Source organism: Citricoccus nitrophenolicus, assembly GCF_047305825.1.
Lineage (GTDB): Bacteria > Actinomycetota > Actinomycetes > Actinomycetales > Micrococcaceae > Citricoccus > Citricoccus nitrophenolicus.
The window spans coordinates 787,270-803,685 of the sequence record NZ_CP063070.1 but is presented as its reverse complement, the minus strand read 5'-3'; the positions used below and the strand labels follow the sequence as shown (position 1 = coordinate 803,685).

Annotated in this window: 14 protein-coding genes; 10 read left to right on the top strand and 4 right to left on the bottom strand. The window is 68.4% G+C overall.

The window, feature by feature from the left end:
* The first annotated feature begins 132 nt into the window (after positions 1 to 132).
* The 8 genes from IMT31_RS03605 (at position 133) to IMT31_RS03570 (ending at position 10,393) form a co-directional block, all read left to right on the top strand.
* Positions 133 to 1,656: an ABC transporter permease gene (locus IMT31_RS03605; protein ID WP_413543782.1), complete on the top strand. Its 1,524-nt coding sequence runs from the start codon at positions 133 to 135 to the stop codon at positions 1,654 to 1,656.
* Between the two features lie 5 nt (positions 1,657 to 1,661).
* The gene (locus IMT31_RS03600) at positions 1,662 to 2,834 is read left to right on the top strand and encodes an ABC transporter permease (protein WP_413543781.1); all 1,173 of its coding nucleotides are present in this window, start codon (positions 1,662 to 1,664) and stop codon (positions 2,832 to 2,834) included.
* 17 nt (positions 2,835 to 2,851) lie between these two features.
* Entirely contained in the window at positions 2,852 to 4,660 is a 1,809-nt protein-coding gene (locus IMT31_RS03595; RefSeq protein ID WP_413543780.1) for an ABC transporter ATP-binding protein, read from the top strand.
* Positions 4,661 to 5,000: 340 nt separating this feature from the next.
* On the top strand, positions 5,001 to 6,908 hold the full coding sequence (gene typA, locus IMT31_RS03590) for a translational GTPase TypA (protein ID WP_413543779.1): 1,908 nt from the start codon (positions 5,001 to 5,003) through the stop codon (positions 6,906 to 6,908).
* Positions 6,895 to 7,359, top strand: a complete 465-nt coding sequence (locus IMT31_RS03585) for a hypothetical protein (RefSeq protein ID WP_345355335.1) — start codon at positions 6,895 to 6,897, stop codon at positions 7,357 to 7,359. Before typA ends, IMT31_RS03585 begins: the two co-directional genes overlap by 14 nt.
* A gap of 75 nt (positions 7,360 to 7,434) precedes the next feature.
* Positions 7,435 to 7,767, top strand: coding sequence for a ferredoxin (gene fdxA, locus IMT31_RS03580; protein WP_345355338.1), 333 nt, complete (start codon positions 7,435 to 7,437; stop codon positions 7,765 to 7,767).
* Between the two features lie 5 nt (positions 7,768 to 7,772).
* Entirely contained in the window at positions 7,773 to 8,948 is a 1,176-nt protein-coding gene (gene dapC / locus IMT31_RS03575; protein ID WP_413543778.1) for a succinyldiaminopimelate transaminase, read from the top strand.
* Between the two features lie 161 nt (positions 8,949 to 9,109).
* On the top strand, positions 9,110 to 10,393 hold the full coding sequence (locus tag IMT31_RS03570) for a citrate synthase (protein ID WP_345355344.1): 1,284 nt from the start codon (positions 9,110 to 9,112) through the stop codon (positions 10,391 to 10,393).
* Positions 10,394 to 10,603: 210 nt separating this feature from the next.
* Here IMT31_RS03570 and IMT31_RS03565 read toward each other — a convergent pair whose 3' ends face one another.
* The gene (locus tag IMT31_RS03565) at positions 10,604 to 11,251 is read right to left on the bottom strand and encodes a cysteine hydrolase family protein (protein ID WP_413543777.1); all 648 of its coding nucleotides are present in this window, start codon (positions 11,249 to 11,251) and stop codon (positions 10,604 to 10,606) included.
* A 65-nt stretch (positions 11,252 to 11,316) separates the two neighbouring features.
* Positions 11,317 to 12,408 carry an LLM class flavin-dependent oxidoreductase gene (locus IMT31_RS03560; RefSeq protein ID WP_413543776.1) on the bottom strand — a complete coding sequence of 364 codons (1,092 nt, stop codon included), beginning with the start codon at positions 12,406 to 12,408 and terminating at the stop codon, positions 11,317 to 11,319.
* Between the two features lie 75 nt (positions 12,409 to 12,483).
* On the opposite strand from IMT31_RS03560, the gene IMT31_RS03555 reads away from it, so the two are divergent.
* Positions 12,484 to 13,080, top strand: a complete 597-nt coding sequence (locus IMT31_RS03555) for a CGNR zinc finger domain-containing protein (protein WP_345355352.1) — start codon at positions 12,484 to 12,486, stop codon at positions 13,078 to 13,080.
* 65 nt (positions 13,081 to 13,145) lie between these two features.
* Here IMT31_RS03555 and IMT31_RS03550 read toward each other — a convergent pair whose 3' ends face one another.
* Together IMT31_RS03550 and dapD are read right to left on the bottom strand one after the other, a co-directional pair.
* Positions 13,146 to 14,000, bottom strand: coding sequence for a hypothetical protein (locus tag IMT31_RS03550; protein ID WP_413543775.1), 855 nt, complete (start codon positions 13,998 to 14,000; stop codon positions 13,146 to 13,148).
* An 81-nt stretch (positions 14,001 to 14,081) separates the two neighbouring features.
* The gene (gene dapD / locus IMT31_RS03545) at positions 14,082 to 15,134 is read right to left on the bottom strand and encodes a 2,3,4,5-tetrahydropyridine-2,6-dicarboxylate N-succinyltransferase (protein ID WP_413543774.1); all 1,053 of its coding nucleotides are present in this window, start codon (positions 15,132 to 15,134) and stop codon (positions 14,082 to 14,084) included.
* A gap of 38 nt (positions 15,135 to 15,172) precedes the next feature.
* Here dapD and dapE point away from each other — a divergent pair, with 38 nt between their 5' ends.
* Complete coding sequence (dapE, locus tag IMT31_RS03540; RefSeq protein ID WP_413543773.1) at positions 15,173 to 16,390, top strand: succinyl-diaminopimelate desuccinylase; 1,218 nt, start codon at positions 15,173 to 15,175, stop codon at positions 16,388 to 16,390.
* Positions 16,391 to 16,416 lie beyond the last annotated feature (26 nt).

The following is a 16,416-nucleotide window of genomic DNA, read 5'->3' as shown; positions in this document are numbered from 1 at the left end:
GGCCCGACCTAACGGCCGGGCCCCCGCTGATTCCCTGGGCCATCCTTGACGTTACTTTCGAGTAACATTGGGTGACCCGTGACAGCTGGGCCGATCTCCCCGCCCCCCCGGTATGGAAGGCAACGTTCTGTTGTGCTGAAATTCATCCTCCGCCGCTTCGGCAGCTCATTCCTGGTCCTCCTGGGCGCCTCCCTGCTGCTGTTCATCCTCACCATCAACTCCGGTGATCCGCTCAAGGATCTGCGTGAGTCCAATGCGGACAACCGTGAGTTCCTCATCGAACAGCGCATCGACTACATGGGCTTGGACCAGCCGTGGTACACGCGGTACTGGGACTGGCTGACCGGCGTCGGCAAATGCGTCATTGGTCAGTGTGACCTCGGCACCAACCGCTCCGGGCAGCAGGTCATCGACCTGTTGGGGCTGGCCGCCTCCTCAACCCTGCGACTGGTCGTGCTGGCCACCGTCATCGCCATGGTCTTCGGAGTCCTCATCGGCATCCTGACAGCCATCCGCCAGTACTCGGGGATCGACTATGTGGTGACCTTCCTGACCTTCCTGTTCTTCTCCCTGCCGGTCTTCTGGGCCGCCGTGCTCCTCAAGGAGTACCTGGCCATCGGCTTCAACGACTGGCTCTCCAACCCAGACCCCGGGTTCTCCTGGCCCACGATCATCGCCGTCGGCCTGATCCTGGGCCTGGCTCTGCAGGCCATGCTGGCCGGAAGCGCCCGACGCCGGCTGTTCACCTTCCTCGGCACGTTCGCCTTCACCTGCGTGGTCCTTCCGTACCTGGACTGGCTGAACTTCGCCCGCTATCCGCAGATGCCCCCTGTGGTCCTCCTGCTGGTCGGGGTCGCTGCCGCGGTCGGAGCCACCGTTCTGGGTGCGGGCCTGAAGAACCGCCGCGTGCTCTACGCGGGACTGGTCACGGCAGGCTTGGGGATGGTGGCCTACTACGCCACCTACAACCTGCTGTGGGACCCGAACTGGCTGGTGATCCTCATCCTCGCCGTCGTGGCCCTTGGCGTCGCCGTTCTCGTCGGTCGACTCATGGGCGGTTACTCCAAGGTCGCGGCCACCATCGTCACGGTGTTCACTGCGGTCATCATGGGCGGGTTGACCATCGTGGGGCATCTCTTCCGTTCCTGGCCGGGTTACCTGGACATCGTGGGGCGCCCCATTGCGACGATCGGTTCCCAGACGCCGAATTTCAGTGGCACCTTCTGGGAGGATTTCCTGGACAAGGGCACCCAGTTGTTGTTGCCGACCATCCTGTTGGCCCTGATCTCTCTGGCCAGCTACTCGCGTTACACCCGCGCCTCGATGCTTGAGGTCAGTCAACAGGACTACATCCGCACCGCCCGGGCCAAGGGCCTGAATGAACGGCAGGTCATCCTCAAGCACGCGTTCCGCAACTCGTTGATCCCCATCACCACGATCATGGCCTTCGACTTCGCCGGCCTGATCGGCGGTGCCGTGATCACTGAGCAGGTCTTCGGCTGGCAGGGCATGGGCAATCTCTTCCGAGTGGGCCTGGAACAAGTGGATCCCGCTCCCGTCATGGCCTTCTTCCTGGTCACCGGTACGGCTGCCGTCCTCTTCAACCTCTTGGCGGACGTGTTGTACGCCGTCCTCGACCCCCGGATTCGAGTGTGAGCCCGATGAGCAACGTGAGCAACGAGAACGGCCCCACCCAGCAGGCCGTCGACATGGCAGACCTGGCCGAGGTCGAGGACGCCAAACTGCGCCAGCGCACCGGCAAGTCCTACAGTCAGGGCCAGCTCGTTCGGCGCCGTTTCCGCAATCACAAGGCCGCCATGATCTCCGCCATCTTCCTGGTGCTGATCTTCCTGCTGGCCTTCAGCTCCATCGGCTACGCGGGGATCCCGGGTTGGTGGGACAAGAGCTATGCCGCGACCGGACCGACGGTGGACGGTGGTACCCCCACCCTGTCCGTCGTGCCGGAGTGGCTGGGCGGCGAGGGGATCCGCTGGGGCGAACACCCCTTCGGTCAAGTGACGACGGGCAACGACTATTTCGCCCTGGTGATGAGGGGTACCCAGCAGTCGCTCATTATCGCTCTGGTGGTGGGCCTGGTGTCGACCGTCATCGGTGCGGCGGTTGGAGCGCTCGCCGGATACTTCCGCGGTTGGGTCGACGCAGTGCTGATGCGCATGACCGATCTCGTCATCGTCATCCCGTTGCTCGTACTGGCCGCAGTGCTCGGCCAGATGTCCTCCGGTCTCGGCGGCGGCATCATCCCCTTGGCGCTGGTGCTCGGTCTGGTCACCTGGACCTCCCTGGCCCGCCTGGTCCGCGGTGAGGTGCTGTCTCTGCGGGAGAAGGAGTTCGTGGCCGCTGCCGTGGCCATGGGAGCCAAACCCGGACGGGTGATCCTGCGGCACCTGTTGCCGAACACGGTGGGCGTGATCGTGGTGAATGCGACCTTCGCCATCGCTGCGGCCATCCTGCTGGAGACCTCTCTGTCCTTCCTGGGCTTCGGCGTCAAGCCACCGGATTCCTCACTGGGCCTGCTCATCAGCCAGTACCAGAGCGCCTTCACCACCAGGCCGTGGCTGTTCTGGTGGCCCGGCATGTTGATCCTGGCCATTGCGCTGTCCGTCAATTTCATCGGCGACGGTCTGCGGGACGCCTTTGACCCCCGGCAGGGTTCGCGTGGTAAAAAGCGTGGATTCCTCGGCATCTCCGGCCGTTCGAAGGCACTCGACAAGGCCGCCAACGATTCGCAGGCCGGACCCGGCGGCAAGGATGTCCCGGCTGGACAGCCCATCAACGGATCCCGCTTCGGCGGTTTCATGGGTAGCGGAAACTGAGCGGGGTAAGGCAGATCATGAGCATCTTCGGACACAAGAAGAACCAGGGTGACCACCAGGATCAGGGTGCCCGCGGCACCGTGGGCGCGCAGCCGCCGTCGGGCTCGTCCCCGACCACCGGCTCGCTGAGTCTGGTGCAACGGCACCCCGACCTGGAGGGGAGGCCGATCCTGTCCTTCCAGGATGTCTCGGTCACCTTCGACACCGAATTCGGCCAGGTGCACGCGGTCAAGGGAGTCAGCTTCGACGTCAAGCCCGGTGAGGTGGTGGCTCTGGTGGGCGAGTCCGGTTCTGGTAAGTCGGTGACCTCGTCGACGGCCATGGGGCTGCTGCCGGCCAATGCGAACGTTTCCGGAACCGTGATGCTCGGCGACCGGGAGATCACCGCGCTGGATGCCACCGGCCTGCGCAAGATCCGCGGCCGCCATGCCGCCATGGTCTTCCAGGAGCCCATGACCGCGTTGAACCCCGTGCTGACCGTCGGCGACCAGCTCACCGAGTCGCTCAACGTGCACGACATCGCCTATGGTACGGAGGCCGATCGGCGGGCGGTCGAACTGTTGGAGATGGTGGGCATCCCGGACGCCAAGAGCCGGCTCAAGCAGTATCCGCACCAGTTCTCCGGCGGTCAGCGCCAGCGCATCGTCATCGCGATGGCGATCAGCTGTTCGCCAGAGGTGATCATCGCCGACGAGCCGACCACCGCCCTGGACGTGACCGTGCAGGCGGAGATCCTGGAACTGCTGCGCTCGTTGAAGGACCAGCTGAACACCGGCATCCTGCTCATCACCCACAACATGGGCGTGGTGGCGGACATGGCCGATCGGGTCTGCGTGATGCTGCGCGGGGAACTGGTGGAATCTGGCGAGGTCCACCAGGTGATGCAGAACCCGCAACACCCCTACACCGAACGTCTGCTCGGCTCCGTGCCGCGCCTGGGCGCCGAGCTGACGGTGGGGGAACCGGAGGAGGCAGCCGACCAAGAGGCGGGGGTCGCCGCCATCGAGTCCGAGGGGCTGTGCATCGAGTACGACCACCGCGGTAAGAAGAACCGCGTGGTCCATGACATCGACTTCCGCGTGGCACCGGGGGAGATCTTGGGCCTGGTGGGGGAGTCCGGCTCCGGCAAGTCCACCATCGCCAAGGCCGTTCTGGGGTTGTTGCCCGTGGCCGCGGGGTCCCTGAGGATCCACGGCAAGAATCTGCCCAGCCTGGCTGGCGGGGAGGCCCGCGCCCTGCGCCGGCGGATCGGCGTGGTCTTCCAGGATCCGGCCGCCTCGTTGGACCCGCGTTTCCCGATCGGTGACATCATCACCGAGCCCATGGTCATCCACAAGGTCGGCAATCGGAAGACGCAGCTGGACCGCGCCTATGAGTTGCTGGACGCGGTCAAGCTGCCGCGTTCGGTGGTCAACCGGTTCCCGCACGAGCTCTCGGGTGGTCAGCGTCAGCGCATCTCGATCGCCCGCGCGCTGACGTTGGACCCGGAGGTGCTGATCGCAGACGAGCCCACGTCCGCCCTGGACGTCTCCGTGCAGGCGGCTGTACTGGACATGTTCGCCGAACTGCAGTCCCGCTACGAGTTCGCCTGCCTGTTCGTCTCCCACGACCTGGCCGTGGTGGACATGCTGGCCCATCGCGTGCTCGTACTCAAGGACGGGCGTCAGGTGGAGCAGGGTCCCACGCAGGAGGTGCTGCACCGTCCGGAACAGGAGTACACCAAGCGGCTGCTCTCCGCGGCCCCGGTGCCGGACCCGGACGAGCAGCTCACCAAGCGCACCGAACGCCGCCTGTTCCTGGAGTCCCTGGGCGAGCGCGCCTACTGATCTGCTGCCCACGCTGATCTGCCCCGAACGCCGATCTGCTCCGCTCCCTGACTGGCCCCGCTCCCTGCCCCGGCCCCGCTCCAGCCAGCGGGTGCCCCACCCCGCAGACCCCGCTCCCCACCAGCGCCACATGTCCAGGCGCAAAGTGACCTCACCACGGCACTTGGGTGGGGGCGGGGTCACTTTGTGCCCGGTGTGGGAGGTGTTCGAGTGCGGGAGGTGGAGGGGGGTGGAACGGAGGATTGCCGGGGTCCCGTATAATCGGTTGGGGCCCTTGACGGTGGCCGTTCGCGCCGCCGTGCCCCAGCCCGCCCGCCGCACTCTATGAACAGGCACCCCTATGACTGAAGCCCTCACCCAGCGCACCGACCTCCGCAACGTCGCCATCGTGGCCCACGTGGACCACGGCAAGACCACCTTGGTGGACGCGATGCTGCGCCAGGCTGGCGCCTTCTCCAGCCATGGCGAGGTGGAGGACCGGGTGATGGACTCCGGCGAACTGGAGCGAGAGAAGGGCATCACCATCCTCGCCAAGAACACCACTGTGTTCTACTCCGGACCCTCGGCCAACGGCCAGACCATCACCTTCAACGTGATCGACACTCCCGGCCACGCGGACTTCGGTGGTGAGGTCGAGCGCGGCCTGTCCATGGTGGACGGCGTGGTGCTGCTCGTGGACGCCTCCGAGGGCCCGCTGCCGCAGACCCGCTTCGTGCTCCGCAAGGCCCTGGCCGCCAACCTGCCGGTGATCCTGGTGGTCAACAAGACCGACCGCCCGGATGCCCGTATCGACGGCGTGGTCTCGGACTCCATGGACCTGCTGCTCGGACTGGCCTCGGACCTCGCCGAGGAGGTCGAGGACCTGGACCTCGACTCGGTGCTGAACCTGCCGGTGGTCTTCGCCTCCGGCAAGGCCGGCAAGGCCTCCCTCGCCCAACCGGGTGACGGCGAGCTGCCGGACAGCGAGGACCTCGAGCCCCTGTTCTCCACCATCCTGGAGCACATCCCCGCTCCCACGTACACCGAGGGCGAGGTCCTGCAGGCGCACGTCACCAACCTGGACGCCTCCCCGTTCCTGGGCCGCCTGGCGCTGCTGCGCATCTTCAACGGCACCCTGGTGAAGGGCCAGCAGGTCGCCTGGGCACGCCAGGACGGCCAGCTCAAGAACGTGAAGATCACCGAGCTGCTCGGCACCAAGGGTCTCTCCCGCGCGCCGATCGACTCGGCTGGACCGGGTGAGATCGTGGCCGTGGCCGGTATCGAGGACATCATGATCGGTGAGACCCTCACCGATGCCGAGAACCCGAAGCCGCTGCCGCTGATCACTGTGGACGATCCGGCGATCTCCATGACCGTCGGCATCAACACCTCCCCGCTGGCCGGCCGTGTGAAGAACGCCAAGGTCACCGCCCGCCAGGTCAAGGACCGTCTGGATGCCGAGCTCATCGGCAACGTCTCCCTCAAGGTCCTGCCGACCGAGCGGCCGGACGCCTGGGAGGTCCAGGGGCGTGGCGAGTTGGCACTGGCCATCCTCGTGGAGCAGATGCGCCGCGAGGGCTTCGAGCTCACCGTGGGCAAGCCGCAGGTGGTCACCCGGACCATCGACGGCAAGCTCCATGAGCCGATGGAACTCATGACCATCGACTCCCCCGAGGAGTTCATGGGTCCCATCACGCAGCTGATGGCCGCCCGCAAGGGCCGCATGACGGAGATGAAGAACCATGGCACCGGCTGGATCCGCATGGAGTTCAACGTCCCCGCCCGTGGCCTGATCGGTTTCCGCACCCAGTTCCTCACGGACACCCGCGGCGCCGGCATCGCCTCCTCCTACGCCAACGGCTTCGAGCCCTGGGCCGGCCCCATCGAGTACCGGGACAAGGGCTCGCTCATGGCCGACCGCGCCGGCACCACCACGCCGTTCGCCATGATCAACCTGCAGGAGCGTGGCACGTTCTTCGTCCAGCCCGGTGCCGAGGTCTACGAGGGCATGATCGTCGGCGAGAACTCCCGCGCCGATGACATGGACGTGAACATCACCAAGGAGAAGAAGCTCACCAACATGCGTGCGGCCTCCTCCGACTCCTTCGAGGGCCTGACCCCGCCGAAGCGGCTGACCCTGGAGGAGTCCCTCGAGTTCGCCCGCGAGGACGAGTGCGTGGAGATCACCCCCGAGGACATCCGTATCCGCAAGGTCATCCTGGACGCCAACGAGCGCAACAAGGCCGCCCGCGCCCGTGCCAAGTCCTGATGTACCCCGCCGGGACCGGCGGCGTCCCGGCTGGGTGCCGGCGGTCGTCGCGGTCCTGGTGGGGGCCGGCGTCGGGCTCCTCGGCACGGTCCTGCATCTGAACTTCAGCTGGATCGGGGGGACCAGCACGGCGGAGGGCGCCTGGGTCCTGCCATGGGGCGCGGTGCTGGCGCTGTTGCTGACCGGCTCGGCTCAACTGTGGTGGACACTGCGCTCCTCCGTGGTGTGGACCGGGGGAGTGGTGGCGATCGCCGCGTTCACCACGGCCATGGTCCTGGGGAACTGGCCCGGGCTGGACACCTGGGCGGTCGCCGCGAACGAATACACCCTTCAAGTCCTGCCCGGTCCTGCGATCGCCGGCACGGTCTGGATCTGGGGAATCCCGGTGGTGGCGATCCTCACGATGCTGCTGGCCCAGCCGCTCCTGCGCCACCCCGTGACTCAGGACTAGACTGGTACGGAATCTTCGCCCAGCCCGGCACCATGCCGGGCCCATTCCGACCCCCTGGAAGGTGGACGGTCCCACGTGACGTACGTGATTGCCCTGCCGTGTGTGGATGTCAAGGACAAGGCCTGCATCGAGGAATGTCCGGTCGACTGCATCTACGAGGGGGAACGCTCCCTGTACATCCACCCGGATGAATGCGTCGACTGCGGCGCCTGCGAGCCGGTGTGCCCCGTGGAGGCCATCTTCTACGAGGACGACACCCCGGACGAGTGGGCGGACTACTACAAGGCGAACGTCGAGTTCTTCGACGACCTCGGGTCCCCGGGCGGCGCCGCCAAGATGGGTCTGATCCCCAAGGACCACCCGCTGATCGCCGCGTTGCCCCCGCAGCCGATTCCCGAAGGCCTGTAGAGCCGGTGCTGCGGCTACCCGAATACCCCTGGGAGTCCCTGGCCCCCTACCGCGCCACGGCACAGGCCCATCCCGGCGGCCTCGCCGATCTGTCCATCGGCACGCCCGTGGATGACACCCCGGCCCTGGTTCAGGAGGCCCTGGCATCCGCGGCGAATGCCCACGGCTACCCGACCACGCACGGCACCCCGGCCCTGCGTGAGGCCATCGCCGCGTGGTTCGGACGGCGGCGGGGGGTCGCGGACCTGGACCCCCAGGCCGTCATCCCGAGCGTCGGCTCCAAGGAGTTCATCGCCTGGCTGCCCCTGCTGCTGGGGCTCGGTCCCGGCGACGTGGTGGTCCGCCCCACCGTGGCGTACCCGACGTATGACATCGGGGCCCTGCTCGTGGGTGCCACTGCCGTCGCCGCAGATTCCCTGGCCGAGCTGGACGCGGACACGCGGGCACGGGTGAAGCTCATCTGGACCAACTCGCCCGCCAACCCCACGGGACAGGTGAGCTCTGCCGAGCAGCTGCGCGCCGTCGTCGCCCAGGGCCGCGAGGTGGGTGCCGTGGTGGCCGGTGACGAGTGCTACGCCGAGCTCGGCTGGGGCGAATGGGACACGCCCGGTGCTTCCGGCACCCCCTGTATCCTCGCCGAGGAGGTCAGCGGCGGCGATCACACGGGCCTGCTCAGCGTGTACTCGTTGTCCAAGCAGTCCAATCTGGCCGGCTACCGGGCCGCCTTCGCGGCGGGGGATGCCGAGCTCGTGGCGGCCCTGGTCAACAGCCGCAAGCACGCGGGCATGATCGTCCCGATGCCGGTACAGGCCGCCATGACCGCAGCACTGGCGGATGATGCCCACGTGCGTCAGCAGAAGGACCGGTACCGGGCCCGCCGCACGCTGCTCAAGGACGCCCTCGAGTCCGCCGGGCTGGTGGTGGACCACTCCGAGGCCGGGCTGTACCTGTGGACTCGGGACGGGCGGGCAGTCGGCTCGGACACCGGGCACGACGCCGGCCGGCCGGCTCCCAGCGAGCAGGACAGCTGGGACCTGGTCGGCGCCCTGGCCCAGCTGGGCATCCTGGTGGGCCCGGGCACCTTCTACGGCACGGCCGGCAACGGTTACGTGCGGGTGGCCCTCACCGCCACTGACGAGGCTGTGGCGAAGGCGGCGGAGCGGCTGCGCGCCTGGCGGTGACATCAGGGCCGCCGAATGAGTCATCGATTCCCGGTCTGGCCCCCCACCTTGATAGCGTTGACGAGGATTGAACCACCGGATCGACCACCTGCGGTCGCCGTGATGCGCCGCCGTGATCCCGGCGGCGGTTCGCACACTGCACAACTCATGAGGGAGTACCCATGACCGAGAACACGTCAGCTCAGCTGTCCGTTGACGGCACCACCGTCGAGCTGGGCCGCGAGAAGGCCACTATCGGCAACGACGGCCTGAACATCGGACCGCTGCTGAAGTCAACCGGTCAGGTCACCTATGACCCGGGCTTCATGAACACGGCCAACGCCAAGTCCGCGATCACCTACATCGACGGTGACGAGGGGGTGCTGCGCTACCGCGGGTACCCGATCGACCAGCTGGCCCAGAACTCCTCCTTCCTGGAGGTGGCCTATCTGCTGATCTACGGCGAGCTGCCGACCGGAGACCAGCTGGGCGCCTGGGATGAGGAGATCCGGCGGCACACCATGCTGCACGAGGACCTCAAGGGCTTCTTCTCGGGCTTCCCACGGGATGCGCACCCCATGCCGGTGCTGTCCTCGGCCGTGTCCGCCCTCTCCACGTTCTACCCGGACTCCCTGGACCCGTTCGATGAGGAACAGGTCCACATCTCCACCATCCGTCTGATGGCCAAGCTGCCGGTCATCGCCTCCTACGCGTTCAAGAAGTCCATCGGACAGCCGATGCTCTATCCGGACAACTCCCTGAACCTGACGGAGAACTTCCTGCGCCAGTGCTTCGGAGTACCCGCCGAGCCCTACGAGCTGGATCCGGACATGGTCAAGGCCCTGGACCTGCTGCTCATCCTGCACGCCGACCACGAGCAGAACTGCTCCACCTCCACGGTGCGTCTGGTGGGCTCGTCCCACGCCAACATGTTCGCCTCCGTCTCGGCCGGCATCAACGCCCTCTACGGCCCGCTGCACGGCGGCGCCAACGAGGCCGTGCTGAACATGCTGCGCTCCATCAAGTCGGACGGGGTCAAGCCCGAGGACTTCATGGACAAGGTCAAGAACAAGGAGGCCGGGGTGAAGCTCATGGGATTCGGCCACCGCGTCTACAAGAACTATGATCCGCGCGCGAAGATCGTCAAGAAGACCGCCCATGACATCCTGGGGAAGCTGGGCGGCAACGACGAGCTGCTGGACATCGCCATGCGGCTCGAGGAGAAGGCCCTGGCGGACGACTACTTCATCGAGCGCAAGCTCTACCCGAACGTCGACTTCTACACCGGTCTGATCTACAAGGCCATGGGCTTCCCGGAGAAGATGTTCACTCCGCTGTTCGCCCTCGGCCGCCTGCCGGGATGGATCGCGCAGTGGCGTGAGCTCATCGAGGATCCGGCCACCAAGATCGGCCGCCCGCGTCAGGTCTACACCGGCCATGACCTGCGGGACTACCCCGTCCGCTGAGTCTGCGTGGCCGGCCACGGCGGGTGAGTCACGCCCGGCCACGGCCACAGGTCTCACTGATCGTGACGGTTCGCAGTCACCATGACTGCGAACCGTCACGATCTCTGCGTTAAGGCAGGTGCCCCGCCCAGCCGGTCAGCCCAGCCGGGTCGTCGAAGCCGTCATCCCCGGCGACCTGAGGCGGTTCCGCTCTGACCAGGCGCATCGACCTCAGGCATCTTCGTGTCCCTCCCGGGTCTCGCGCCCTCGGGCAGCGGACTCGATGAGGTTGTCGCCGGCGAGGCCCTGCCCGGAGCGCACGGCCTCCGTCCAGTCGCCGGTGGTTGCGACGGCGGCCCAGTTGGAGTTCAACAGGGCCATGACGGTCTCATGCACCTGCTGGGCGGGCGCGGATCCCGCGGGGTTCACCAGGTCGATGGCGCCCGTCGCATCCGAGAGCACCTCCACCGTGAACCCGAGGGGCTCGGCGGCGGCGGCGGATCCGATGACGCAGTTGTTGGTCATGTAGCCGACCAGAGTGATCGTGGTGATCTCGCGCTCTCGGAGCCACGCCTCGAGGCCGGTGCCGGCGAAGATGCTGGCGAAGGGCTTGGTGAAGCGGTGCGCCGCCGCGTCCGCGCGGCGGGCGATCTCCGGGTGGAGCCCGAAGGTCGGGGACTCCGGTGCGAAGACCGGGAAGCCCTCGGGAGCCTCGTGTTGGACGATGACGGTGGGAACGCCAGCCCTCTCGGCGGCGTCCATCGCCTCGGCGATGCGCGCGAGCGACTCATCGCGGTCGGGGTGTTGGATCGGCAGCAGCCCCTCGAAGTACTCCTGCTGGGCATCGATGACGATCAGGGCGCGACGTGGTGTTGACATGGGATCTCCTGTGATGGGTGGTGGGTTGGTCGGGTGAGTCGTACTCCGGCGAGTGCCGGGAGGAATCACGGCTGGGCCTTTACACCGTAGTGCTTGGCGAGGAGCCTGACGGTGCGTGCGTCGGCACCTCGGGAGTGGGTGCCGACCACTGTCATCACCTCATCGACGGCGGTCTGCTCCTGGAGGGCCTCGAGTCGGTGGGCCACGGTCTCGGCCGTGCCGGCGAAGGCCCGGTTGGTGTAGAGGTCGATGATCGCCTGCTCGTTGGCGGTGGCCTCGTAGGCCGCGACCTCCTCGGGCGAGAGCAGCGCGTACGGTTCCCGCTTGAACATGCGCAGCATGGCCATTGCCGAGGTGGAGGCCTCCCGCCGGGCCTCGGCGGCGTCGTCGGAGGCGATGGCGCTCACGCTCACCAGGGAGTAAGGCCGGTCCAGCACCGACGAAGGGGTGAACTCCTCGCGGTAGAGGCGCATCGCCGTGGTGATGTCGGCGTCCCCGAACTGCAGGGCGAATGCGTAGGGCCGTCCGAGACGGGCCGCCAACCGAGCGGAGTAGGGGGAGGAGCCCAGGATCCACACCTGCGGCTGCGTGCTGGGGGCGGGGACGCGGTTCTGGGCGTTCTGCCACGGACCGGGCACGGCGTGGACGTCGGAGTAGGGGTGGCCGGCCGGGAAGTCGTCGGCGAGGAAGCCCAGCAGCTCGTCGACCTGCTGCGGGAACGCGTCGTTCGCCCCGGCGCCGCGGCGTAGGGCCGCCGCCGTCGCCCCGTCGGTGCCCGGTGCCCGTCCCAGGCCGAGGTCGATGCGTCCCGGGGCGAGGGCATCCAGCATCCCGAACTGCTCGGCGATCACCAGCGGCGCGTGGTTCGGCAGCATCACCCCGCCCGCTCCGAGCCGGATGCGCTCGGTGTCTGCGGTGAGCCGGGCGATCATCAGGGGCGGCGAGGCCACGGACAGGCCCGGCATGGCGTGGTGTTCGGACATCCAGAAGCGGTGATATCCGTGGCGGTCGGCGGCCCTCGCGGTGGCGATGGTGGCCGCGAGGGCCTCTTCGGCGGTATGGCCGATGCCCGGACCGCCGCCGGTGTGCGCGGACAGGGCGAAGGGAGCGGAGCCGAACGTCGGCGCTGGTATCACGGGGGAGACCTCACTTGTCACGGAATATTTAGCCTGTTGGCGTGAGGCCCAGCGTAGCAAACGATCACGGTAAATGAACACTGCTACCATGAGAGCATGATGGAGACGCCTCTTCCGCCGAGTCCGGGCGCGAGCGAGCACAGCAGCATCGACCTGGTGAACAGCGAGATCCACCTCCCCGGAGGAAGGGTCCACGAGGCCCTGAGCACTCCCGAGTCGACCACCGCGTGGCTCATCACGAGGGGACTCGTCGCTGAGGGGGCCGTGCTGCAGTCCTACTGCCAGAATCGCCTGGTGGGGCTCCGCGAACACCTCCGGAGTGTCTTCGCCGCGCGCGTGACCGGGGGCACCGTCGACCCCCGGGCGCTCGATGGCATCAATGCCGCCCTCGCGGCCGCCCCGAACACGTCCTTGCTGCACTTCGCGCCCGAGGAGGGGTTCTTCCGCTCCCTGGAACACCCTGCGACTCAGCTCGTCGAGCACGCGATGTCCGTGGTCGCCGAGGATGCCGCGGCCCTGCTCGCCGGGGAGGAGGCCGAGCTGCTCGCGCAGTGCGAGGCGGAGCCGTGCACTCGGTTCCTGTTGAGGACCCACGGCCGCCGGCAGTGGTGTTCCACCCGCTGCGGCGACCGCGTCCGCGCGGCCCGCTCGTACGCGCGCAAACGTGCGCAGGCAGAGGCGGTCACCTCCTGATCGGAGGATGGGCTGCCCGGGGCCACCGAGCGGCCACGACCACCTCATGAGTGGTCAGCCGCTCCTCAGCGGGCGAAGGTCACCGTGACGGCACCCTCACTGCCGGTGGCCGGGGCCCAACCACGGTCCGCGCGCACCCAGCCCTGCCCTCCGAAGGAGGCCGCGGTGACGCCGAACTGCTGGGCGTTCGCCACGGCCCACTGCACGAGGGCCCAGCCACGCGTCCCGGAGGCCGAGATCGTGACGGTCCGGGCGTCGTCGGAGACCTCCGGCTGGACGGAGGAGAGCTGGTTCTGCAGGGCGGCCGCCAGGGCATGGGCGTCCCCGGGCTCCGGGGCCGACTTCAGCACGCAGTTCAGGCCGGCAGGGGAGTGGCCCGTCAGCGCCGAGGCGTAGGCCCGACCCTCCGGCTCGTGGTCCGCGTAGGCCTCCGGGAACGCCGAACGCTGGACCGTCTGAGCGGCCACGGTGACGTCCAGGTCCTCGAAGTCCGGGACCAGCAGCTCGAGTTCCTGGTAGAAGCGGTTGGCCGCATAGACGGGGTCCATGATCTGCTCCTCGGAGCCCCAGCCCTGCGAGGGGCGCTGCTGGAACAGCCCGCGGGAATCAGGGCCAGCCTGATCGCCGTAGTCGATATTGCGCAGCCTGGACTCCTGCACGGCGGTGGCAATGCCGATCGAGGCCGCCCGGGCCGGCAGGCCGCGGTCCATGGACACAGCGGAGATCAGGGCGGCGTTCGCAGCCTGGTCCGGGGCGAGCGTGAACGAGTCCGTGCCCACGATCGCCGTGCAGTGTTCCCGCACCATGATCTCGGAGGAGTCGATGAAGCGGGTGGCCGCCCAGCTGCCGCCGGCCACCACGGCCACACACAGCAACAGGACGCCCACGGTGCGCCGGCGCCGGCGGGCCTTCCTGCTCACGGGCGCCTCATGGAGTGGTGCGCCGGGAGAGTCCCCGTGGGGTGCTCACCACCGGGGCGACCACCACCAGGGAGGGGACTGTCAGTTGGCATGCAGAGCGTCATTGAGGTTGACGGTCTGGCCGGCGCGGGGGAGGGCCTGGACCTGACCGGAGGAGGAATCGCGGCGGAACAGCAGGTTCGGCACGCCGGACAGGTCCAGGGCCTTCACGGTGGTCTGCCGGGTCTCGGCAGCACGGTCCTCCGTCCCGGCGCCATCGACCCCGCCGGCCCCCGTGCGGACCGTGATCCGGGTACCGGCGGTGATGTACAGGCCGGCCTCGACCACGGAGTCGTCCCCCACGGAGATGCCGACGCCGGAGTTCGCGCCCAGCAGGACCCGCTCGCCGATGGTGATGCGCTGCGAACCGCCACCGGACAGGGTGCCCATGATGGACGCGCCGCCGCCCACGTCTGAGCCGTCCCCGACCACCACGCCGGCCGAGATCCGACCCTCCACCATGGAGGCGCCCAGGGTCCCGGCATTGAAGTTCACGAAGCCCTCGTGCATCACGGTGGTGCCCTCGGCCAGGTGTGCGCCGAGACGGACGCGGTCGGCATCGCCGATCCGCACACCGGTGGGGACCACGTAGTCGGTCATCCGGGGGAACTTGTCCACGCCGTAGACCTGGACCGGCCCGCGCGCACGCAGCTTCAGGCGGGTGACCTCGAACCCGGCGGGCAGGCATGGCCCGTGATTGGTCCACACCACGTTGGCCAGCACGCCGAAGACGCCGTCCAGGTTGATGGTGTTCGGCCGCACCAGGCGGTGCGAGAGCAGGTGAAGGCGCAGCCAGGCGTCCAGGGCATCGGTGGGGGCGGCATCGAGGTCGATCCGCACGGAATGGACCTGCTGACTCGTCCCGCGGTCCGGATCCGAGGCGGCGACGGCGGCCAGGGACTCGGTCAGATCAGCGCCGGAGGGCTCGCCCAGCACCGGGGCCGGGTACCAGACGTCCAGTACGGAACCGTCCTCGGCCACGGTGGCCAGTCCCGTGGCCGAGGCCAGGCGCGGCTCGTCCGACCGGTGTGCCCCGGCCTGTTCGGAGCGGTCAGACGGCACAGTGGAATCCTGAGGGGTGGCGTGGGAGATCATGGGAAATATCCTACTGGTCCGGACCTAGACTGACGGTCATGGAGACTCACCGCGCCACCGGACAACCCACCGGAACAACAGCCCCCACGCTGCCTGACCTGGGTTCGGACGTGGCACTGCTGACAGCGGCCCTGCTGGACATCCACTCCGTCTCGGACCACGAGGGCCTGCTCGCCGACGCGGTCGAGGCCGCACTGAGTGCCCTGCCCCGGCTGCACGTGACCCGGATCGGGGACACCCTCGTGGCGCGCACGGACCTCGGGCTGGATTCCCGCGTGGTGCTGGCCGGCCACCTGGACACCGTCCCGCTGCCCACCGTTCCCGGCGCCAGGGGGACGGTGCCCTCGCACTGGGAACCGGTGGCCGGCGTCGGGCGTGGGGACCCGGCCGCGGCACCGGACCGGCCGGGAGACGCGGACCTGCTCTTCGGGCGCGGGGCCACGGACATGAAGTCCGGAGTGGCCGTCCAGCTCGCGCTGGCCGGCCTGATCGGGGACGACGCCGGCCCGGTCCCCACGCGGGACGTCACCTGGGTGTTCTACGACCACGAGGAGGTCGGTTCCGAGTTCTCCGGGCTGGGCCGAGTGGTCCGTGAGGCCCCCGAGCTTCTCGAGGCAGACTTCGCGGTGCTGCTGGAACCCACCGACGGCGTGGTGGAGGGCGGGTGCAACGGGACCAACCGGTACGCGGTGACCGTGCCCGGGGTGGCAGCGCATTCGGGCCGTGCCTGGCGGGGGACCAACGCTGTCCACGCCGCGGCCCCCCTGCTGGCGGCCCTGGCCGCCTACGAGCCGGCCACCGTGACCGTGGAGGGGCTGGACTACCGCGAGGGGCTCAACGCCGTGCGGATCCACGGCGGCACCGCGGGCAACGTCATCCCGGACGCCTGCACCGTGGAGGTCAACTTCCGCTTCGCCCCGGACAAGGACGTGGAACAGGCACACGAGCACGTGTTCGAGGTCCTGGCCGCCGCCGGGGTGTCCCGTGACCAGGTGGAGATCACGGACGAGTCCGCCGCGGCCCGACCGGGACTGGACCACCCAGCCGCCGCCGCCTTCGTGGCGGCCGTCGGAGGGGTGCCCATGCCCAAGTACGGCTGGACCGACGTGGCCCGCTTCTCCGCGCTGGGGGTGCCCGCCGTGAACTTCGGCCCCGGAGACGCACTGCTGGCCCACACCGACGACGAGCACGTGCGCGCCGGCGCGATCCGCGACTGCCTGGGTGCGCTCACCCGGTGGTTGCTGTCGGGGGAGTAGCCCCGGACCGTCGAGCCGCCGCCGAC